Annotated in this window: 18 protein-coding genes; 13 read left to right on the top strand and 5 right to left on the bottom strand. The window is 42.4% G+C overall.

What is annotated here, in order from left to right; all coding sequences use genetic code 11:
- Positions 1-4: 4 nt before the first annotated feature.
- Complete coding sequence (locus C1G49_RS07310) at positions 5-949, bottom strand: magnesium transporter CorA family protein (RefSeq protein WP_105118273.1); 945 nt, start codon at positions 947-949, stop codon at positions 5-7.
- Between the two features lie 316 nt (positions 950-1,265).
- Between C1G49_RS07310 and uvrA the strand changes: the two genes are divergently transcribed.
- On the top strand, positions 1,266-4,091 hold the full coding sequence (gene uvrA, locus C1G49_RS07305) for an excinuclease ABC subunit UvrA (RefSeq protein ID WP_105125173.1): 2,826 nt from the start codon (positions 1,266-1,268) through the stop codon (positions 4,089-4,091).
- Positions 4,092-4,121: 30 nt separating this feature from the next.
- Here the strand turns inward: uvrA and C1G49_RS11180 are convergent, their stop codons facing one another.
- A complete protein-coding gene (locus C1G49_RS11180) occupies positions 4,122-4,295 on the bottom strand; it encodes a YlcI/YnfO family protein (RefSeq protein WP_002942417.1) in 174 nt (57 codons plus the stop codon).
- A 131-nt stretch (positions 4,296-4,426) separates the two neighbouring features.
- On the opposite strand from C1G49_RS11180, the gene C1G49_RS07300 reads away from it, so the two are divergent.
- The 5 genes from C1G49_RS07300 (at position 4,427) to nusB (ending at position 8,052) form a co-directional block, all read left to right on the top strand.
- Complete coding sequence (locus tag C1G49_RS07300) at positions 4,427-5,260, top strand: DUF4839 domain-containing protein (RefSeq protein ID WP_105125172.1); 834 nt, start codon at positions 4,427-4,429, stop codon at positions 5,258-5,260.
- Between the two features lie 84 nt (positions 5,261-5,344).
- On the top strand, positions 5,345-6,406 hold the full coding sequence (locus tag C1G49_RS07295; RefSeq protein ID WP_105125171.1) for a M24 family metallopeptidase: 1,062 nt from the start codon (positions 5,345-5,347) through the stop codon (positions 6,404-6,406).
- 260 nt (positions 6,407-6,666) lie between these two features.
- The gene (gene efp, locus C1G49_RS07290) at positions 6,667-7,224 is read left to right on the top strand and encodes an elongation factor P (protein ID WP_029998462.1); all 558 of its coding nucleotides are present in this window, start codon (positions 6,667-6,669) and stop codon (positions 7,222-7,224) included.
- Positions 7,225-7,250: 26 nt separating this feature from the next.
- Entirely contained in the window at positions 7,251-7,643 is a 393-nt protein-coding gene (locus tag C1G49_RS07285; RefSeq protein ID WP_029174634.1) for an Asp23/Gls24 family envelope stress response protein, read from the top strand.
- Entirely contained in the window at positions 7,633-8,052 is a 420-nt protein-coding gene (gene nusB, locus C1G49_RS07280) for a transcription antitermination factor NusB (RefSeq protein WP_105125170.1), read from the top strand. The genes C1G49_RS07285 and nusB overlap by 11 nt, the downstream gene beginning before the upstream one ends.
- A 66-nt stretch (positions 8,053-8,118) precedes the next feature.
- On the opposite strand, the gene C1G49_RS07275 is transcribed toward nusB, so the two are convergent.
- Positions 8,119-9,084, bottom strand: a complete 966-nt coding sequence (locus tag C1G49_RS07275; protein WP_105125169.1) for a LacI family DNA-binding transcriptional regulator — start codon at positions 9,082-9,084, stop codon at positions 8,119-8,121.
- Positions 9,065-10,519 (bottom strand): sucrose-6-phosphate hydrolase, encoded by a 1,455-nt coding sequence (locus tag C1G49_RS07270; protein ID WP_105125168.1) that lies wholly within the window; start codon positions 10,517-10,519, stop codon positions 9,065-9,067. The genes C1G49_RS07275 and C1G49_RS07270 overlap by 20 nt, the downstream gene beginning before the upstream one ends.
- Positions 10,520-10,723: 204 nt before the next feature.
- Here C1G49_RS07270 and C1G49_RS07265 point away from each other — a divergent pair, with 204 nt between their 5' ends.
- From C1G49_RS07265 to alr, 5 genes are all read left to right on the top strand, one after another.
- A complete protein-coding gene (locus C1G49_RS07265; RefSeq protein ID WP_105125167.1) occupies positions 10,724-12,619 on the top strand; it encodes a sucrose-specific PTS transporter subunit IIBC in 1,896 nt (631 codons plus the stop codon).
- Between the two features lie 192 nt (positions 12,620-12,811).
- Entirely contained in the window at positions 12,812-13,693 is an 882-nt protein-coding gene (gene scrK, locus C1G49_RS07260; RefSeq protein ID WP_105125166.1) for a fructokinase ScrK, read from the top strand.
- A 126-nt stretch (positions 13,694-13,819) separates the two neighbouring features.
- Entirely contained in the window at positions 13,820-16,345 is a 2,526-nt protein-coding gene (gene secA / locus C1G49_RS07255; protein ID WP_105125165.1) for a preprotein translocase subunit SecA, read from the top strand.
- Between the two features lie 82 nt (positions 16,346-16,427).
- Positions 16,428-16,787: a holo-ACP synthase gene (gene acpS, locus C1G49_RS07250; RefSeq protein ID WP_105125164.1), complete on the top strand. Its 360-nt coding sequence runs from the start codon at positions 16,428-16,430 to the stop codon at positions 16,785-16,787.
- Positions 16,780-17,883 carry an alanine racemase gene (gene alr / locus C1G49_RS07245; protein ID WP_105125163.1) on the top strand — a complete coding sequence of 368 codons (1,104 nt, stop codon included), beginning with the start codon at positions 16,780-16,782 and terminating at the stop codon, positions 17,881-17,883. The genes acpS and alr overlap by 8 nt, the downstream gene beginning before the upstream one ends.
- A gap of 38 nt (positions 17,884-17,921) precedes the next feature.
- On the opposite strand, the gene C1G49_RS07240 is transcribed toward alr, so the two are convergent.
- Positions 17,922-19,277, bottom strand: a complete 1,356-nt coding sequence (locus C1G49_RS07240; protein ID WP_105125162.1) for an aspartate kinase — start codon at positions 19,275-19,277, stop codon at positions 17,922-17,924.
- A 175-nt stretch (positions 19,278-19,452) separates the two neighbouring features.
- Between C1G49_RS07240 and C1G49_RS07235 the strand changes: the two genes are divergently transcribed.
- Both C1G49_RS07235 and C1G49_RS07230 read left to right on the top strand, forming a co-directional pair.
- Complete coding sequence (locus C1G49_RS07235; RefSeq protein WP_105125161.1) at positions 19,453-20,094, top strand: HAD family hydrolase; 642 nt, start codon at positions 19,453-19,455, stop codon at positions 20,092-20,094.
- A 156-nt stretch (positions 20,095-20,250) separates the two neighbouring features.
- The gene (locus tag C1G49_RS07230) at positions 20,251-21,042 is read left to right on the top strand and encodes an enoyl-CoA hydratase (RefSeq protein ID WP_105125160.1); all 792 of its coding nucleotides are present in this window, start codon (positions 20,251-20,253) and stop codon (positions 21,040-21,042) included.
- Positions 21,043-21,069: the final 27 nt, after the last annotated feature.

The raw sequence follows: 21,069 nt of genomic DNA, 5'->3' as shown, positions 1-21,069 counted from the left end.
AATGTTAGAACCATCTCTTACGAATGAAGTAGAAGGTTAATGATAAGCTGATGGCAAAGGCGAAGAGGATAATCCACCAAAATGCATAGGGAATATCGTTAAAGGGAATGATGTTATCCTTAAAGTTCATACCATAGGCAGAGAAGACCATGGTTGGAATGGACATGACAATGGTCATGAGTGCCAAGGTTTTCATGATGGTATTCTGGTTGTTGGAAATGATTGAGGCAAAGGCGTGGGTCATGGAGTTTAGGATGGAACCATAGATGTCTGCCATCTCAATAGCCTGCTGGGTTTCGACCAGGGTGTCTTCCAACAAATCTTCGTCTTCTTCGTATTTTCGTAATAGGCGAGAAGAAGAAGCCAGCTTTTTGACCAAACGTTCGTTGGTTTTGAGGGAGGCCTTGAAGTAGACGATGGTTTTTTCCAATTCCATGAGAACAATCAATTCTTCGTTACGAGTGGCTTCGTGGAGTTGTTTCTCAATCTCCTCGCTCTTTCTGTCAATGGTCCGTAGGGCAGACAAGTAGAGTTGGGCATTGCGGTAGAGGATTTGGAAAACGAAGCGAGATTTCATAAAGGTGAAGAAATTCCGCAAACGACGATGGATAAATTGGTCAAAGAGTGGTAAAGGCTCTAAACAAGTTGTAATAATGGCATCCTCGGTCAAGACAATACCAAGCGGAATGGTGATATAGTAGGTCTTGTTATTTCGCTCCTCAAGAATAGGAACGTCCACCAGGATTAGTGTGTAATCATCTTCGACCGTAATACGAGAAGACTCTTCCGCATCGAGAGGTGCTCGTAGGTCAGCGATGTCAATCTTATAGTGTTCAGCCACTTCCATTGACTCGCTCTGGGAGGGGTTAACCAAATTAATCCAAGCCCCAGGTTCAAAGGTTTGGATCTCTTCTAAATCAGTCATGGTTGATAGAAAAATCTGTTTCATATGACGCCCTCCTTTTACAATTGTTTTGTTAACGCAACCTCTATTATACCAAAAAATGTACTATTTCGGAAAGGTTTTATGCAGAAATGTGTTATAATATGTAGACATTTAAGCGAATGAGTTGTACGGACTTTTTCTTATCTCTCATGTTACAACTTAGAGCCTCTTAAGAAAGGAATTGAATACGCCTTAACCACTGTGTGAAAAATGGTCATTTCCGTGTATACGGATGAGAGTTTTTGTGTCTAAGAAATCAAAGATTTCGGACTTACCACCTATTTTCACCGTAGGTTTTACGTGTTTTGTATCTTAAATTATGCAAGAAAATATTGTAATCCATGGGGCGCGTGCCCATAATTTGAAAAATATTGATGTGACTATTCCGCGTGAGAAACTGGTAGTAGTGACTGGTTTGTCGGGGTCTGGTAAGTCGAGTTTGGCTTTTGATACCCTATATGCCGAAGGCCAACGTCGGTATGTGGAAAGTCTTTCAGCCTATGCTCGTCAGTTCTTGGGCAACATGGACAAGCCAGATGTGGATTCCATCGAAGGTCTTAGCCCTGCTATTTCCATAGACCAAAAAACAACCTCGCGGAACCCGCGTTCGACAGTCGGGACGGCAACGGAAATCAATGACTATCTCCGCCTACTCTATGCTCGGGTCGGGGTACCTTACTGTATCAATGGCCACGGAGCAATTGCGGCTTCTTCGGTGGAGCAAATCGTTGATGAGGTTTTGGAATTACCAGAACGCCAACGTTTGCAGATTCTAGCACCGATTGTACGGAAGAAAAAGGGGCAACACAAGACCGTTTTTGAGAAGGTGCAGAAGGACGGCTATGTTCGGGTCCGTGTCAATGGGGATGTCTATGATGTGTCGGAAGTGCCTGAATTGTCCAAGAGTAAGGCTCATAACATTGAGGTTGTGGTCGATCGGATTGTGATCAAAGAGGGTATTCGTTCGCGGCTTTTCGACTCTATCGAAGCAGCTTTACGGATTGCGGACGGCTATGTCATCATCGATACAATGGATGAGAAGGAACTGCTCTTCTCTGAGTACTATGCCTGCCCAGTTTGTGGTTTTACAGTGCCAGAGTTGGAGCCTCGCCTCTTCTCTTTCAATGCTCCTTTTGGGTCTTGTAGCGACTGTGACGGTTTGGGGATGAAGCTGGAAGTGGATACGGATTTGATTGTCCCAGATGCCAGCAAGACCTTGCGTGACGGTGCCTTGGCTCCGTGGAATCCCATCTCTTCTAACTACTATCCTCAGATGTTGGAGCAGGCTATGAACCACTTTGGTGTGGATATGGACAAGCCTTTCGAGGAATTGACGGATGAGGAGAAGAACCTGATTTTCAACGGGTCGGACGGCAAAGAATTTCATTTCCACTATGAAAATGAATTCGGTGGGGTACGTGATATCGATATTCCCTTTGAAGGTTTGATTACTAACATTAATCGTCGCTACCGTGAAACCAACAGTGACTATACGCGGACGGTTATGAAGGCTTACATGAATGAGCTGACCTGTGGAACCTGCCACGGCTATCGCCTCAATGACCAAGCCCTGTCTGTTAAAGTTGGTGGCGAGCAGGGACTTCATATTGGGCAGTTATCTGACTTGTCTGTAGCGGATCATTTGCAAGTCATTGAAAATCTGACCTTGTCTGAAAATGAAGCGACGATTGCGACGCCCATTGTCAAGGAAATCAAGGATCGCCTGTCCTTCCTTAACAACGTTGGTCTAAATTACCTAACGCTTTCACGAGCAGCGGGGACATTGTCTGGTGGTGAGAGCCAGCGGATTCGTCTGGCGACCCAGATCGGCTCAAACCTGTCTGGTGTTCTCTATATTCTGGATGAGCCGTCGATTGGTCTGCACCAGCGGGACAATGACCGCCTTATTGCTAGTCTTAAGAAGATGCGGGATTTGGGCAATACCTTGATTGTGGTGGAACACGATGAGGATACCATGCGTGAGGCGGACTGGTTGATTGACATCGGCCCAGGTGCGGGTGTGTTTGGCGGAGAAATCGTGGCCTCTGGAACGCCTGCCCAAGTAGCCAAAAACAAGAAATCCATTACAGGTCAGTACCTGTCTGGCAAACGTGAAATTCCAGTTCCTTTGGAACGTCGTGTTGGCAATGGTCGTTTCCTAGAGGTAACAGGTGCCAAGGAAAACAACCTGCAAGATGTGACTGTTCGGTTCCCGCTTGGGAAATTTGTGGCGGTGACAGGGGTGTCTGGCTCAGGTAAATCAACTCTGGTCAACTCCATTTTGAAAAAAGCTATTGCTCAGAAACTCAATCGCAATTCGGACAAGCCAGGCAAGTTCAAATCCATTTCAGGAATTGAACACTTGGACCGCCTGATTGATATTGACCAAAGCCCGATTGGACGAACACCGCGTTCCAACCCAGCTACCTACACAGGTGTCTTTGACGATATTCGTGACCTCTTTGCCCAAACCAATGAAGCCAAAATCCGTGGCTACAAGAAGGGACGGTTCTCTTTTAACGTCAAAGGTGGACGGTGTGAGGCTTGTTCTGGTGACGGGATTATCAAGATTGAAATGCACTTCCTGCCAGATGTCTTTGTTCCTTGCGAAGTCTGCCATGGTCACCGTTATAACTCTGAAACCTTGGAAGTACATTACAAGGAGAAAAATATCGCCCAAGTCCTTGATATGACGGTCAATGACGCGGTCGAGTTCTTCAAACACATTCCGAAAATTGAGCGCAAACTCCGTACCATTCAAGATGTGGGCTTGGGCTATGTTACTCTAGGTCAGCCAGCAACCACTCTATCAGGTGGGGAAGCCCAGCGGATGAAGTTGGCTTCTGAACTTCACAAGCGGTCAACAGGGAAATCCTTGTATATCTTGGATGAGCCGACGACAGGCTTGCATACAGAGGACATTGCCCAGTTGCTCAAGGTCTTGGCTCGCTTTGTTGATGATGGCAATACCGTGCTGGTCATCGAGCACAATCTGGATGTCATCAAGACAGCCGACCACATTATCGACATGGGACCAGAAGGTGGTGTCGGCGGTGGTACCGTTGTTGCGACAGGAACGCCAGAAGAAGTGGCAGAGAACCCAGCCAGCTTTACAGGCCAGTATTTGAAAATGAAGTTGAAATAAGCAAGTAAAAAAAGAGCCATCGGCTCTTTTTTACTGTTCCTTATCCATATTATTCAAGGCATAGTCACAAGCCTGAATGACAAAGCTTGAAAAACTAACGTCCTTTTTGACGATTGCTTCTTCAATCCTATCTACCAACTCTGACGGAAATCGAATGGTTTTGATTTCTGTTTCTTTTTTATCTGATTTTAATTTAAATGCCATTTATTTGCTCCTTGTTACAAGTGTATAGGGAAATAAAGCAATATTAAATATCACAATTTGTAATACATTATGTATTGCAAAAATAAATAGAGTATAGTAAAATATAGCTAGCAACAGATAAAGGAGCATTTATGTTGAAGAAATTCTTGTTTTTATGTCTAGCCTTTTTTGCAAGCTTTAGTTTAGTAGCATGTGGCAGCAGTAGCGAACCAACAAATACAAATAAAATTGCCATACCAGTTGGTTCTAGTCCAGAGGAGGCTGACTATCAGTCTGTTCAAAAGCAATTAGAGGATGCTGGTTTTGAAAATGTATCAACACAGAAAATTGAAGATTTGACCTTTGGAATTTTTACTAAAGATGGGGAAATTGAAAAGATTACAGTAAAAGGGACGGATAGTTTTTCGGAGGGGGACTTGTTTGAAAAGGATACGCCTATAACCATTCATTATCATACGTTTAAAAATTATGATAGTTCTGAGGAGAGTTCAGCAAGTAGTAGTGAAGAGAGTAGTTCAAACTTAGAGAATTCATCGTCTAGTTCTGAGCAAGAAGTAAGCACTGAAACTAGCACCAGCCAGTCAGATTCACAAGAACAGGTAATCACACCAGATAATCCAGATTTTGCCTATATTTTAAATAATTTTGACGAGTCAAAAACTCAAGAGTTTGTTGAAAAATATAAAGGACAAATTGTAGAATTTGATGGACATGTTGCTTACATGAATTCTCATGAAAACTATAAGACTAGATTTGATTTTCTGCTCAATGTGGGTGATTGGGAAGAAGGGAATTATGTAGGAATGATGGCATTTGAGAATCTTGCTTTCCATGAATTGAAGTTTGTAGATGAAACTGATACGGTTTCTACAGGTACGAATTTGCACATTAAAGCTAGAATAATCAATGCTGAGAAAAAAGGTCAATTAATCTATTTAGAACCTGTTGAGTTGCGTTCTCGTTAAAAATAGGACTACTGTCTTTTGGCAGTAGTTTTTCTTATTGATAATTTTCTGCTATAATGGTTACAAAATATTTGGAGGTATTCTATGCAAGCGCGTTTGGAAAAATTTGAAGCAAAATTAGCCCAATCAGAAGTGGATGGGATTTTGGTAACAGGACAGAATAATATTTATTACCTGACAGGTTTTTGGGGAACAGAGGCAACTGTCTTTATCAGTGGCAAACGCCGCTTGTTTGTGACGGATGCACGCTATACCTTGATTGCCAAGGCGACAGTGCAGGGCTTTGATATTATTGACAGCCGTTTTGCTCTTGCAGAAATTGCTGAGGTGATTAAGGAAGATGGACTTGAAAAAATTGGTTTTGATAGCGAGGTGACCTATGGTTTCTACCAAAGTCTGACCAGCATTTTTGAGGGGTATCAGTTGGTTGCTATGTCAAACTTTATCGAAGACTTGCGTATGATTAAGGATGAGAAAGAAATTGCGACTATTCGCCGTGCTTGTCAGATTTCAGATCAGGCTTTTATTGATGTTCTTGATTTTATCAAGCCAGGTCAGACGACTGAAATGGATGTCAATCATTTCCTTGACCATCGCATGCGCCAACTAGGTGCCGAAGGGGCTTCGTTTGAGTTCATCGTGGCATCAGGCTATCGCTCTGCCATGCCCCACGGAAGAGCCTCAGAAAAAGTTATCCAAACGGGTGAAACGCTGACCTTGGACTTTGGTTGCTACTACCAGCATTATGTCAGCGATATGACACGGACCATCCATATCGGTCATGTGACCGACCAAGAACGTGAGATTTACGATGTGGTTTTGCGTGCCAACAAGGCCTTGATTGACCAGGCCAAGGAAGGTGTTACCTACCGCGAGTTTGACGCTATTCCTCGTGAGATTATCAATGCGGCGGGTTATGGAGCCAACTTTACACACGGGATTGGGCACGGGATTGGTTTGGACATTCATGAATATCCTTACTTTGGAAAATCTGACGAGCCAATCAAGGCTGGTATGGTCTTGACGGATGAGCCTGGCATCTATTTGGATGATAAGTACGGTGTTCGTATAGAAGATGACCTATTGATTACGGAAAATGGTTGTGAAGTCTTGACGGTGGCTCCAAAAGAATTGATTGTTCTATAGTTTTCAGTTTATCTTTTATTACGTCGGCAAATGAGGAAACTTCGTTTCGATATTTCCAACTTCAAATACTCCACTGGAGTATTTGAACTCGCCTCGCCGTACCTTAGTACAGCCTTCAGCTCGTTGCCTAGTACTAAAAGTAAACTGATAAACTATAAACTAGGAGTATTTTCTAATGTAGCATTAGAAGATTTGAGAAATTTGACAGTTTATGGTAAAATAAAACGAATAAATAAAATTTTGAAGAGGTATTCAATACAATGATTGAAGCAAGTAAACTTAGAGCAGGTATGACCTTCGAAGCAGAAGGTAAATTGATTAAGGTTTTGGAAGCTAGCCACCACAAGCCAGGTAAAGGTAACACCATCATGCGTATGAAATTGCGTGACGTGCGTACGGGTTCAACTTTTGATACAACTTACCGTCCAGATGAAAAATTTGAACAAGCTATTATCGAAACAGTTCCAGCACAATACCTATATCAAATGGACGACACTGCCTTCTTCATGAATACTGAAACATACGACCAGTATGAAATTCCAGTAGCGACTATCAAAGAAGAATTGCTTTACATCTTGGAAAACTCAGATGTGAAAATCCAGTTCTACGGAACTGAAGTAATCGGTGTGACTGTACCAACAACTGTTGAATTGGTTGTAGCAGAAACACAGCCATCTATCAAAGGTGCAACTGTAACTGGTTCAGGTAAGCCAGCTACCATGGAAACAGGTTTGGTGGTCAACGTGCCAGACTTTATCGAAGCAGGTCAAAAACTGGTTATCAACACAGCAGAGGGAACTTACGTATCACGCGCTTAATCGTTTCCTCCTAGAAAGGAGAGCTTATGACAACAGAATACCAAGGTGAAATTGTTATTGCACCACGCGTTCTTGAAGTGATTACAGGTATTGCGGCAGCCAAAGTGGAAGGGGTACATTCTCTTCACAACAAACGTGTGGCAGATACTTGGTCAAAATCTTCCTTAAATAAAGGTGTGTACCTTCAAACTGACGACGAAGGAAAAGTAACAGCAGACATCTATGTTTACCTAGAGTACGGTGTCAATGTTCCAGCTGTATCCATGGATATTCAACGTGCAGTTAAAACCGCTATTTATAACTATGCAGAAGTTGAAGTGACTGCTGTCAATATTCATGTCAATGGCATTGTTCCAGATAAAACACCAAAACCAGCCTTGAAAGATTTGTTCGGAGAGGATTTCCTTGATGAAGAATAATAGACACGCCCTGCGTAAGTGTGCTTTGCAGGCAATCGTATCACTGGAATTCGGTCAAGAACCTGTACAGGCAGCCCAATTCTCCTATCTTTACGACCAAGAAGAAGAGCAAGAAGGTGTTGAAATTCCGCTTTTCCTTTTAAATCTTATCAATGGTGTGGCAGATTATCGTGAGGATTTGGACAAGGAATTATCTAGCCGACTAAAAGCAGGTTGGACCTTGGACCGATTGACCTTGATTGATAAGAATATCATGCGTTTAGGTCTATTTGAAATCTTGCATTTTGAAGAAACGCCAGACCGTGTAGCTGTCAATGAGGCCATCGAACTAGCCAAAGAATTCTCAGATGAATCCTCGGCCAAATTTATCAATGGTGTTTTGAGCAAATTTATAAAAGAAGAAGCCTAAGTGGTTTCTTTTTTTATGTTTGACCAACAAAAAACTGTACCTGATTGATATCAAGTACAGTTTTGTTTATATGCTGGCCCCTGCAAGTAGGGAAACTGGCAAGATATAATTATGTTTGCTTAATTCCTTACCCTCAATTTTCTCAATCAATAAGTCAACCATTAGTTTTGCAATATCATTTAGGGGTTGCTTAATCGTTGTCAGTTGAGGATAGTAGTTTTCAATAAAGTGGGTTCCATCATAACCAATCAGTTTGAGTTCTTGTGGAATGGACAGGTTGAGTGAACGTGCCACATTCCAGACCAGCATAGCAGTAGCATCACCAGACACGAAAATACCATCTGGTTGATGTTTTTCAATAATCGTACGGATTTCCATTTCTTTTCTAACGGGAGAGAAATCACTGGAAACGTGGTAGACTATGGCATCTGGTAGGATGGAGAGAAATCCTAATTGACGAAGTCCAGTTGGTGAATTTGAATCGTCATTACCAGAAATCATAATAGGTCGCTGGCAACCAGCCTTTTTCAATGTTTTGGCAGCAAGTACACCGCCAGCATGGTTGTCAGATGAAACGACAGGGATTGACGGTGACAGGTTGCGGTCGAAGGCTATGATGGGAGCAGACACTCGATCATAATCCTTGATACCCAAGTTATGACTACCAGAGATAATGCCATCTACCTGGTTGGCTGCCAACATTTCCAGATATTCTCTTTCCTTCTCAGATTCGTGTTGGCTATTGCAAATAATCGTCTTGTAGCCCCGATTGAAGAGTTGGCTTTCTAAGTGACTGATCAATTCTGCATAGAAGACATTACTAATGTTAGGGAAAATCAAGCCAACCAGTTTAGCTGACTTTCCTTGCAAGCTACGAGCTAAGTTATTAGGTTTGTAGCCTAATTCTCGCATAGCTTCCTCAACCTTGCGGACCGTTTTTTCCGATAAATAGCCTTTTTTATTGATGACACGAGAAACCGTTGTCGGACTAACTCCGGCTAACTGTGCGACATCAGTTAGTTTTGCGACCATAATCTAAATGGTAGTAGGTTCCAGTTGGGTTTCCAGCAGTGACAGCAATACCATTTTGATCTGCATCAGGGAAAACGCGACCAGAAAATACTTTTTCTCCTTTATTAATGAAAATTTCAAAGACAGACTTGTCGATGAAGATATTGGCAGTAAGCGCTCCAGGCTCAATATCACAAGCACGACTTGTGCCAAATTCAAGAGCAAATGGCTGACCACAATGTTCGCGATCCAATGTAATCTGTCCATTTTCTGTATCAACAGTCAAGACTAGACCTTTATTGTCTTGGTTTGCAAATAGTACGATTTCATGCTTAGTATCTGCTGAAAAATCAAGTTCCAATTCATAAACATTGTTGGTTTCTTTTTGGTTTGAAAATGGCTGAGCTTCTTGACGAAGGCATGTGATGGCTACAACAGGGTATTGGTAAAGTTTACCGTCCTTGATAGACAATTCTTTGACCAAGGACAAGCAACCTTGGTAATCATAGGTATCTGTTGGGTATTCTACATCGGGAAGGGCCAACCAGCTGACGGACAAGGTGCGACCATCTGGAGCATTGAAGGCCTGGGTTGCGTAGCACTCGAAACCATAATCTAGATTGATAAGCTCACTTGGCTCTACAATAGTTGCTGATTCAGGATCAAAACCTTGACCAATCTTGTACATGTTTGGATAAATGTTGCCGTAGTCCAAAACGTCCTTGTCCAAACCTTGAGGGCAATAAAGAAGGATTGGTTGCTCACCAACGAAAGCAATATTTGGACACTCCATCATGTAGGCAGTCATATCATTGGCAAAATCCAGGTCACCAACCAAGGTCCAGTTGAGGTAGTCATTGTTCTCAGCCTTATAGAGCTTAACAATACCTTTTTTATCTAGATTTTGTCCGCCGACGATGGCGTAATATTGACCTTTGTAGTTGAAGATTTGCGGATCACGGAAGTGGTCGGTTGTATCCTCTGGTTGGTCAATCAAAATCTTATCAATTTTTTCAATCTTGCCGTCCTTGTCCATCAAGGCACCAATTTGATAAGGATGGCGGACCCAATTTTCATCACGGACATTTCCTGTATAGAAGAGGAAGAGCTTGTCACCGAATTCCATAGCCGAACCAGAGTAGGCACCGTGGCTATCCAATGGCGTATCCGGATAAACAACTGTTCCCGTTTCTTCAAAGTGAACAAGGTCAGTGGATTCTGTATGAACCCATGATTTTAAGCCATGTGCAGCACCAAATGGGAAGTATTGGTAAAAGAGGGTCCATTTTCCATTAAAATAAGAAAATCCATTCGGGTCATTCAAAAGACCGTGAGGCGTTTCAATGTGGAAGTTGGTTCTCCAAGGAGAACTCTCCGTATTCTTTTTGATTTTTTCAATGTATTCTGGCGTCCAGTCAGCATAAGCTCTGTAACGTTCTTCAGTAGTAAAGGCCATACTATCTCCAATTTTATCTAATATTTCAATTAATATAGTAAACGTTTTCTTGTGAAAAATCAAGCTTTTTACAGTGATTATTGGAATTTTTTAAAAAATTCTGCAAAACGTTTGACATATTTTGTAAAAGTGATATAATTAAACCATCGAAAGCGTGAAAACACTTTCAAAAAACAAAAAATAATTTAAGGAGATTTTTGCAAGATGAACAATACTGAAATTGCAAAAAAAGTCATTGACGCCCTTGGCGGACGTGAGAACGTACGCAGTGTTGCCCACTGTGCGACTCGTCTTCGTGTCATGGTTGTTGATGAAGGAAAAATCGACAAGGATACAGTCGAAGATATCGAAAAAGTACAAGGTGCTTTCTTCAACTCTGGTCAATACCAAATCATCTTTGGTACTGGTACAGTTAACAAAATCTACGATGAAGTCGTTGCTCTTGGTTTGCCAACAGCGACTACTGGTGAGCAGAAGGCAGAAGCTGCTAAACAAGGCAATGCTTTCCAACGTGCTATCCGTACCTTCGGTGACGTATTCGTTCCAATCATTCCTGCTATCGTAGCAACAGGTCTTTTCATGGGTCTTCGTGGTCTTTTGACACAAGAAGCAATCATGGGAGCTCTTGGTGTTACAGAATGGAACGCTGACTTCATCACTTATACTCAAATCTTAACAGATACAGCCTTCATCATCTTGCCAGCCTTGGTTGTATGGTCAACTTTCCGTGTATTCGGTGGCAACCAAACAATCGGTCTTGTTCTTGGTATGATGTTGATTTCTGGCTCCTTGCCAAACGCTTGGGCAGTTGCTTCAGGTGGCGATGTGACACCACAAATCTTCTTTGGATTCATTCCCGTTGTTGGTTTGCAAGGTTCTGTCTTGCCAGCCTTCATCATCGGTATCGTTGGTGCTCAATTTGAAAAAGCAGTCCGTAAGGTTGTTCCAGAAGTACTTGACCTCTTGGTAACGCCATTCATTACCCTCTTGGTGATGTCTATTCTTGGTCTCTTCGTAATTGGTCCAGTCTTCCACGTAGTTGAGAACTACATCTTGCTAGGTACACAAGCAATCTTGGGCTTGCCAATGGGTCTTGGAGGTCTCCTTATTGGTGGTGTTCACCAAATCATCGTGGTATCAGGTGTTCACCATATCTTCAACTTGCTTGAGTCACAATTGGTAGCAAATACTGGTGCTAACCCATTCAACGCTATCATCACTGCAGCGATGACAGCGCAAGGTGCTGCTACAGTAGCGGTTGGTGTGAAAACGAAGAACCCTAAATTGAAAGCTCTTGCTTTCCCAGCAGCTCTTGCAGCCTTCCTTGGTATTACTGAGCCAGCTATCTTCGGTGTTAACTTGCGTTTCCGTAAGCCATTCTTCTTGTCATTGGCAGCGGGTGCTCTTGGCGGTATGGTAGCTTCACTTCTTGGTCTTGCTGGTAACGGTTTTGGTATCACGATCATTCCAGGTACACTTCTTTACGTAGACGGTCAATTGCCACAATACTTGCTCATGGTAGCTGTATCATTCGCAGCAGGTTTCGCTTTGACTTACCTCTTCGGCTATGAAGATGAGGAGAAAGACGTAAAAAAGCCTAATTCCTCTGTAGCAGCAGCTCCAACAGCACCTGTTGCAGAAGTGGCTGAAGAAACGCTTGTATCTCCACTTTCAGGTGATGTAGTTGCTCTTGAAAATGTGAATGATCCAGTCTTCTCTTCTGGAGCTATGGGTAAAGGTTTGGCAGTTAAGCCAACTGAAGGTGTTGTTTACGCACCAGCAGATGCAGAAGTAACCATTGCTTTTGAAACAGGTCATGCCTATGGCTTGAAAACAGCTTCAGGTGCAGAAATCTTGATCCACATCGGTATTGACACAGTATCAATGAACGGCAACGGATTTGAAAAATTGGTTGCAGCTGGTGACAAAGTTGCCGCAGGTAAACCGATTGCAAAATTCGATGCAGCTAAGATTGCTGAAGCAGGTCTTGATGATACAACTATGATCATCGTGACAAACACAGCAGACTTCACAGAAGTTTCACCACTTGCTGAGGGAACAATCTCTCATGGTGTGGACTTCTTGAAAGTTGCAAAATAATTCTATACCTCCTCTTTGCTTTCATTACTTCGTTAACTCGCCTTGCCTAACTTCAGTTATGCCTGCGGCTCGTTGCCTAGTACTGAAAGTAAGGTGAGAGCCTAGAAATAATATATCTAGGAAAAGGCGGTAAGCCTTTTTCTTCTATTTCTATCTATGGTATAATGAAAAAAACAAAAAGGGAGAAAATTCATGACAAAATTATACGGAAGCTTGGAAGCTGGTGGTACAAAATTTGTTTGTGCTGTTGGTGATGAGAATTTCCAAGTAATTGAAAAAACACAATTTCCAACAACAACACCTTATGAAACCATTGAACGTACTGTAGAATTCTTCAAACGCTATGAAGACCGTTTGGCAGGTATTGCCATTGGTTCATTTGGTCCGATTGATATTGACCAAAACTCACAGACCTATGGCTACATTACTTCAACACCAAAACCACACTGGTCAAACATTGATTTGCTTGGTTTGATTGCTAAAGAATTTAACATTCCATTCTACTTTACGACGGATGTCAACTCATCTGCCTATGGTGAAACTTTGGTTCGCAAGGGTGTGAAGAGCCTGGTTTACTACACAATTGGTACTGGAATTGGCGCTGGAGCTATCCAAAATGGAGAATTTATTGGAGGACTTGGGCATACTGAGGCTGGTCATACTTACGTAGCTTTGCATCCTTATGATGTCAAACATGAGTTCAACGGAACTTGTCCCTTCCACAATGGTTGTTTGGAAGGCTTGGCAGCTGGTCCATCTCTCGAGGGTCGTACTGGTATCCGTGGTGAGTTAATTGAACTTAATTCTGATGTTTGGGATGTTCAGGCTTACTACATTGCTCAAGCAGCTGTTCAGGCGACTCTGCTATATCGTCCACAAGTTATTGTATTTGGTGGAGGTGTCATGGCTCAAGAGCACATGCTTAATCGTGTACGCGAGAAATTTGTTGGTTTGATGAACGATTATCTTCCAACACCAGATGTCAAAGAATACATTGTAACGCCTGCAGTTGCAGAAAATGGTTCAGCGACACTTGGTAACTTTGCCTTGGCCAAACAAGTATCTGAAAAATAATGAAAAATCCGACTTGTTCGGATTTTTTTGTGTGCCTTTCTTGGATACAAGAGGGGAAATCTTGAAAATTAACTATTTTTTTGCTACAATAGATTATTGATTAAAACTTGAAATAGGATGAAATATATGTTAGCAAACAAACTTCGTTCTCTTATCGAAAATGACAAGGGAGAACAAAGAAAACTTGAAAGAATGGCGGACAAGGTCTTCTCTTATGCAGATGAGATGGCCGCTTTAACGGATGAACAATTACAGGCAAAAACGGCTGAATTTAAGGAGCGTTATGCGAACGGCGAATCATTGGATGATTTGTTGTACGAAGCCTACGCGGTTGTGCGTGAGGCGGCAAAACGGGTTCTAGGTCTGTACCCATATAAAGTTCAGGTTATGGGGGGGATCGTTCTCCATAATGGTGACGTGCCAGAGATGCGTACAGGGGAAGGAAAAACCCTTACTGCGACCATGCCTGTTTACTTAAACGCACTTTCTGGAGAAGGTGTGCACGTTGTTACGGTAAACGAATACTTGTCAACCCGTGATGCAACTGAGATGGGAGAACTCTATTCTTGGTTGGGCTTGTCTGTCGGGATTAACCTAGCGGCGAAATCGCCTTTCGAAAAACGAGAAGCCTATAACTGTGATATTACTTATTCGACCAACTCTGAAATTGGTTTTGACTACCTTCGTGATAACATGGTGGTTCGTGCGGAAGATATGGTTCAGCGTCCACTCAACTATGCCTTGGTCGATGAGGTCGATTCTATCTTGATTGACGAAGCACGTACCCCTCTGATTGTTTCTGGTCCTCAGGGGTCAGAAACCAACCAGCTCTACTTCTTGGCAGATAAGCTGGTCAAATCTTTAAATAGCGAAGATTACATCATTGATGTCCCTTCTAAAACGATTGGTCTATCCGATTCAGGAATTGATAAGGCTGAAAAATTCTTCAAGCTGGACAACTTGTATGATATTGAAAATGTAGCTATTACTCACTTCTTGGACAATGCCCTTCGTGCCAACTATATCATGATCTACGATGTGGACTACCTTGTGAATGACGAACAAGAAGTCATGATCATTGATCCATTTACAGGTCGTACTATGGAAGGTCGTCGCTATTCTGATGGACTGCACCAAGCTATTGAGGCCAAAGAGGGTGTGCCAGTTCAGAATGAATCCAAGACAAGTGCCTCCATCACCTATCAAAACCTTTTCCGGATGTATAAAAAATTGGCAGGAATGACAGGTACTGGTAAGACAGAAGAAGAAGAATTCCGCGAAATTTATAACATTCGCATTATTCCAATCCCTACCAACCGTCCAATTCAACGTATTGACCATGAAGACTTGCTTTACCCAAGCTTGGAATACAAGTTCAATGCAGTTGTTGCGGATGTTAAGCGACGTTATGAAAAAGGGCAACCAGTTCTAGTAGGTACCGTTGCGGTAGAAACATCTGATTTGATTTCAAAAAAATTGGTTGCTGCAGGCGTTCCTCACGAGGTCTTGAATGCTAAAAACCATTACCGTGAAGCTCAAATTATCATGAATGCTGGACAGCGTGGAGCTGTTACCATTGCGACCAACATGGCGGGACGTGGTACAGATATCAAGTTGGGTCCTGGCGTCTTAGAGTTAGGTGGCCTATGTGTCATTGGTACAGAACGCCATGAAAGCCGCCGTATTGACAATCAGCTTCGTGGACGTGCTGGTCGTCAAGGTGACAAGGGTGAGTCTCAATTTTACCTCTCATTAGAAGATGATTTGATGAAACGCTTCGGTTCAGAACGGATTAAGGCCTTTATGGAACGCATGAACCTGACAGAAGAAGAGTCTGTTATTAAGTCTAAGATGCTGACACGTCAAGTGGAAGCAGCTCAAAAGCGTGTTGAGGGAAATAACTACGATTCTCGTAAGCAGGTCCTTCAATATGATGATGTCATGCGTGAGCAACGTGAAATCATCTATCGCCAGCGTCATGATGTCATTACAGCAGACCGAGATTTAGCTCCGGAAATTAAGGCCATGATCAAGCGAACCATCGAGCGCCAGGTTGAAGGTCATTTTCTAAGTTCTAAAGAAGAAGCAGTGGCAGCGATTGTCCAGTTTGCACATGCTAACTTGGTTGAGGAAGGTAGTTTAAGTCTGGCTTATCTGGAGGATTTGAGTAAGCAGGAAATCATTGATGAACTCTATGAACGTGCCTTGTCTGTTTACAATTCTCAGGTTGAAAAATTGCGTGATGAAGAGCGGGTTCGTGAGTTCCAAAAGGTCCTTATTCTCCGTGTAGTAGATAGCAAATGGACAGATCATATTGATTCCTTGGATCAATTGCGTAATGCTGTTAGCTTGCGTGGTTATGCTCAAAACAATCCAATTGTTGAATACCAATCAGAAGCTTTTACCATGTTTAATGATATGATTGGTGCTATTGAGTTTGAGGTCACTCGTTTAATGATGAAGGCTCAAATCCACGATAATATTGAGCGTGAGCGTGCAAGACAAGAATCTCATACGACAGCAGTGAAAAATATTATTCCGGCGCAGTCTGCCATGGTGAAAGAACAAGTATCTTTCGAAGGCGTAGATCGAAATGCACCATGCCCATGTCAGTCTGGTAAGAAATTTAAAAATTGTCACGGCCGTAAATAGCAAAGAACAAGGGACTGGACGGCTGTCCAGTCCCTTTTCAATTGTTCCAAAGGATGAAATGTGAAAATGAGGCGAGGTTTCAATGATAGTTGGGCATGGTATTGACCTTCAAGAAATAGAGGCGATTGAGCGTGCTAGAAAGAAACATAATGATTTTCCCAAACGGATTTTAACAGAAAGAGAATTTGAACGCTATCAAGGGTTACAAGGTCGTCGCCAGCTGGAATATCTGGCGGGCCGTTGGGCCGCTAAAGAAGCTTTCGTTAAGGCTTTAGGTACTGGGATTGGCAAGGTTACTTTTCAAGATATTGACATTTCAAATGCTAGTAACGGTGCCCCTTGCTTAGTTTCTAGACATTTTTCAGGGAAAGTATGGTTGAGCATTAGTCATTCAGGGAATTTTGCCCAGGCTAGTGTTATTTTGGAGGAGAAAGATGATTGAGAGTGAACATCGTCCCACGCAAGTAGGTATTCATTTAGATGCTATCGTCACCAATCTGGAAAAAGTGATGGGTGGTTTGCCAAATAAGACCGCGGCCTTCGCGGTTGTTAAGGCTAATGCTTATGGCCATGGGGCAGTTGCAGTAGCAAGGAAATTATCCAGTAAGGTAACTGGTTTTTGCGTATCTAACTTGGACGAGGCTTTAGAATTGCGTAGGGCAGGTATTGAAGATCCTATTTTGATTTTAGGTATTGTGCCTCCGAACTTTTTAGCCCTAGCTCATCAGTTAAATATTAGCGTGACAGTTGCTAGCTTAGAATGGCTGAACCAAGTAGCTAAGCTAGATTTGGATTTGGCTGGACTTGCAGTTCATTTAAAAATTGATACGGGTATGGGGCGAATTGGTTTTCGAAGTGAAGAGGAATTGCAACAGGCTCTGGATTTGTTAGATGATTTAGAGTTTGAGCTAGAAGGTATTTTTACCCATTTTGCAACAGCAGACGAGATAGATGAAAGGCAATTCCAAGAACAGTTGTCTAGCTTTAAAGCTTATTTGGCTCTCTTGCCACGTTTGCCACGCTGGGTTCATGCCAGCAATTCTGCGACCAGCATTTGGCATACAGATACTGTCTTTAATCTGGTTCGTCTGGGCAATATTATCTACGGAATGAACCCAAGTGGGAGGACCTTAGAATTACCATTTTCGGTGGAACCAGCCTTGTCCCTGGTTTCGGAAATTGTCCATGTCAAGCAGGTTCAGGCTGGAACTGTCATTGGTTATGGAGCTACTTATACTAGCCCAGAAACAGAGTGGATTGCCACCGTTCCGATTGGCTATGCGGATGGAATGGTGAGAAGTTTGCAAGGTTTTCATGTTTTAGTCGATGGCAAAACTTGTGAAATAGTAGGGCGGATTTCTATGGACCAAATTACCATTCGCTTACCAGACTACTATCCAATCGGTGAAAGGGTTACCTTGATCGGGCAGGATAAAGAAAATAGCATTAGCGTTCAAGATTGGGCAGACTATATTGGTACTATCAATTATGAGGTTGTCTGCCTATTAACTGACCGTTTGCCACGCTTTTTCGAATAAAAAAACCATGCTAGGAAGTAATCTAGCATGGTTTTTACTTATTTCTCCTCAAAAAATGCATCGTAGAGGGCCTTGAGAGCCTTCTCTTTTTCTTCTGTTTTGACAACGAACATAACGGAAACTTCGCTGGCACCTTGCGAAATCATGGCCAGGTTGACATTTTGTTGAGAAAGTGCAGCCGTTGCAGTAGCAGTTACACCGACATGGCTCTTCATATTTTCACCAACAATCATGATGGTAGAAAGCCCATGTTCAATTTCTGCCTTATCAACTTCTAGTTTGGTCTTGAGTTGACGAAGGATTTCTTCTTCCTTGATAGGTGTTAACTCACGCTCGCGGAGAACGATAGATAGGTCATCAATACCAGTCGGCATATGTTCAAACCGTATATTGAGATCTTCAAGAATTTGCAGAACCTTGCGACCAAAACCAACTTCACGGTTCATCAGGTACTTAGACATATTGATACTTACGAAGTCGTCATCTGCTGCGATACCAACAACAGGAACGGTTTCTTCAGTGTGTTTGTGAACAATGCGAGTGCCAGGATGACCAGGATTATTGGTATTTTTAATAACCAATGGAATGCGACCGCGATAGGCTGGAAGAAGAGCCTCATCATGAAGAACAGAGAATCCAGCATAGGCCAACTCGCGCATCTCACGATAGGTCAATTCCTTGATAGAATGAGGGTTCTTGATAATGCCAGGATGAGCTGCAAAGATGCCATCTACATCGGTAAAGTTTTCGTAAAGATCAGCCTTTACCCCTGCTGCTACGATAGAACCAGTGATGTCTGACCCTCCACGTGAGAAAGTGCAAATTTGATTGTCAATCGTAACACCAAAGAAACCAGGAATAATGAGGATTTCATCAGCATCGCGTAGCTCTTCAATTTTATCATAGCTTGATGGAAGAATACGAGCGTTACCTGGTTCCGAGCTGACGATGATACCAGCTTTTTTAGGATGAACATAGCGAGCTGGTAAGCCTTTAAAGGTGAAGTATTCGGCAATCAATTTTGCATTGTTATCTTCACCAGCAGCTAGGAAAGCATCATAGAGAAACTCGTTGTTTTCGATTGGTAGGCTAGCTAGGGCTTTAATGCTCTCGGTAATTTTCTTCATGCTCTTGGCAGTAAAACCAAGTTCGTCGACCATTGCCTGATAGCGGTTGATAATCCATTCTTGACTAGCAGTAACATCTTTTCCATTGATGTAGTTTTTATAATATTTAATTAAAGCATCGGTAACCTTGGTATCTTCAGCGTTTCGTTTTCCAGGTGCTGAAACAACGACAAAGCGACGCTCAGGATCGGATTGGACAATATTGAATACTTTTTCTAATTGACTAGCAGAAGCGAGAGAGCTTCCGCCAAACTTAATCACTTTCATTTGTAACTCCTAGGATATTTTTTTCTATTATAGCAGAATAGTAAGGGATTGTCAGTACATATAAACAAATCTTATGGCTACTGGTCTTTAAAACGAACAATTGCTCTTTCGAAAATTTTCTGAAAACAAAAAACTTCTGCCTATGTTACAATAGAACAGGAATAGGAGTAAAAACATGGTAAAAGCTATTATTTTTGATATGGATGGTGTTCTGTTTGATACGGAAACGTTTTATTTTCAACGTCGAATTGATTTTCTAGCTACTAAGGGCTTATCAGTAGAGCACTTGGAACCATCTATTTTTGTTGGTGGTAGAGCTAGTCAAATGTGGAAACGTATCCTGGCAGATGATTATGAAAGTTGGGATGTACCTGCCTTGGAGGAAGAGTATCGTATTTACAAGGAAAATCGTCCTACTCCTTATGCTGAGCGCCTGTTTCCAGATGTAAGAGATAGTCTGGAGCGGTTAAAAAACAAGGGCCTCCCTTTGGTATTGGCCTCCAATACAGATGGAGCAGAGATTGAACGTGCCTTGTCTGAGGCGGGAATTGCAACATACTTTGATCAAACCTTTTCGGGTATGGATTGTCAAGCACCAAAGCCACATCCAGCAGTGTATGAACAGGCGGTCCAAGCTTTAGGACTGGATAAAAAGGATATTTTGGTCTTTGAAGACAGTTCCAAAGGGATAGCTGCAGCAAAAGCGGCAAATCTGACTGTCTGGGCTATTCGGGATCGGCATTACGGTATCGACCAGTCCCAAGCTGATAGGTTAGTAGATAGCTTAGGACAGGCAATGAATGATTTAGATGTTTAATAGAAAAAGTTGGTTTTGCCAGCTTTTTTTCGGATGTCACACTATATTTTGGGAAAAATAGTGACAAATTGAAAATCTATGCTAGAATGGGATACAAGAGTTTGAAATTTGATATTCAAATGTTTTAATAATCAAATTATTTTCAAAGGAGAAGAGATGACCTACCAAACAATTTCCTATCAGGTAACAGGAAGTCTTGCCGTTCTAACCTTTAATCGTCCCCATGTGGCTAATGGTTTTAACATCCCTATGTGTGAAGAAATTCTTGCGGCTATCGAAGAAACGGATCAGAATGACCAAGTTCAATTCTTACAAATAGCTGCTGCTGGACCTATATTCTCTGTTGGTGGTGATCTGGTAGAGATGAAGCGAGCAGTGGATGAGGACGATATTCCTTCTCTTGTGCGCATAGCAGAGCTGGTTAATGACATCTCCTTCGCCCTCAAGCAACTACCAAAGGTTGTCATTATGGTCACCGATGGAGCAGTAGCAGGCGCAGCAGCCAATATGGCTGTAGCTGCGGATTTTGTCATCGCCTCAACCAAGACAAAATTCATTCAGGCCTTTGTTGGCGTCGGGTTGGCGCCAGACGCGGGTGGTATTTTCCTACTCAGTCGTGCTATTGGGGCCAATCGTGCCAGTCACTTGGCCATGACAGGAGAAGGCTTGTCTGCGGAGAAAGCTCTGGACTACGGCATTGTTTACAAATTGGTCGAGCCAGAAAAGTTGGAAAAGACTGTCCAACAGGTTATCAAGAAACTCATGCGTGGCTCCATCAATTCCTACGTGGCGATCAAGCAACTGGTCTGGGAAAGTCAATTCAAGGACTGGCAATCCTATCGCCGCTTAGAGTTGAACTTGCAAGAAAGTTTGGCTTTTAAAGAAGATTTTAAAGAAGGTGTTCGCGCCCACGCTGAGCGGAGAAGACCAGCATTTACAGGAAAATAATTTAATTTTTTAGAAAAAATATTTGAC

Origin of the sequence: Streptococcus suis (assembly GCF_002960625.1) — a bacterium.
Lineage (GTDB): Bacteria > Bacillota > Bacilli > Lactobacillales > Streptococcaceae > Streptococcus > Streptococcus suis_T.
Note: the sequence above shows the minus strand (reverse complement) of the source record. Positions and strands in the feature narration are given on the sequence as shown.

Coding starts and splice junctions, on each gene's coding strand:
- C1G49_RS07310 (WP_105118273.1), bottom strand. CDS start 949: ATGAAACAGATTTTTCTATCAACCATGACTGATTTAGAAGAGATCCAA.
- uvrA (WP_105125173.1), top strand. CDS start 1,266: ATGCAAGAAAATATTGTAATCCATGGGGCGCGTGCCCATAATTTGAAA.
- C1G49_RS11180 (WP_002942417.1), bottom strand. CDS start 4,295: ATGGCATTTAAATTAAAATCAGATAAAAAAGAAACAGAAATCAAAACC.
- C1G49_RS07300 (WP_105125172.1), top strand. CDS start 4,427: ATGTTGAAGAAATTCTTGTTTTTATGTCTAGCCTTTTTTGCAAGCTTT.
- C1G49_RS07295 (WP_105125171.1), top strand. CDS start 5,345: ATGCAAGCGCGTTTGGAAAAATTTGAAGCAAAATTAGCCCAATCAGAA.
- efp (WP_029998462.1), top strand. CDS start 6,667: ATGATTGAAGCAAGTAAACTTAGAGCAGGTATGACCTTCGAAGCAGAA.
- C1G49_RS07285 (WP_029174634.1), top strand. CDS start 7,251: ATGACAACAGAATACCAAGGTGAAATTGTTATTGCACCACGCGTTCTT.
- nusB (WP_105125170.1), top strand. CDS start 7,633: ATGAAGAATAATAGACACGCCCTGCGTAAGTGTGCTTTGCAGGCAATC.
- C1G49_RS07275 (WP_105125169.1), bottom strand. CDS start 9,084: ATGGTCGCAAAACTAACTGATGTCGCACAGTTAGCCGGAGTTAGTCCG.
- C1G49_RS07270 (WP_105125168.1), bottom strand. CDS start 10,519: ATGGCCTTTACTACTGAAGAACGTTACAGAGCTTATGCTGACTGGACG.
- C1G49_RS07265 (WP_105125167.1), top strand. CDS start 10,724: ATGAACAATACTGAAATTGCAAAAAAAGTCATTGACGCCCTTGGCGGA.
- scrK (WP_105125166.1), top strand. CDS start 12,812: ATGACAAAATTATACGGAAGCTTGGAAGCTGGTGGTACAAAATTTGTT.
- secA (WP_105125165.1), top strand. CDS start 13,820: ATGTTAGCAAACAAACTTCGTTCTCTTATCGAAAATGACAAGGGAGAA.
- acpS (WP_105125164.1), top strand. CDS start 16,428: ATGATAGTTGGGCATGGTATTGACCTTCAAGAAATAGAGGCGATTGAG.
- alr (WP_105125163.1), top strand. CDS start 16,780: ATGATTGAGAGTGAACATCGTCCCACGCAAGTAGGTATTCATTTAGAT.
- C1G49_RS07240 (WP_105125162.1), bottom strand. CDS start 19,277: ATGAAAGTGATTAAGTTTGGCGGAAGCTCTCTCGCTTCTGCTAGTCAA.
- C1G49_RS07235 (WP_105125161.1), top strand. CDS start 19,453: ATGGTAAAAGCTATTATTTTTGATATGGATGGTGTTCTGTTTGATACG.
- C1G49_RS07230 (WP_105125160.1), top strand. CDS start 20,251: ATGACCTACCAAACAATTTCCTATCAGGTAACAGGAAGTCTTGCCGTT.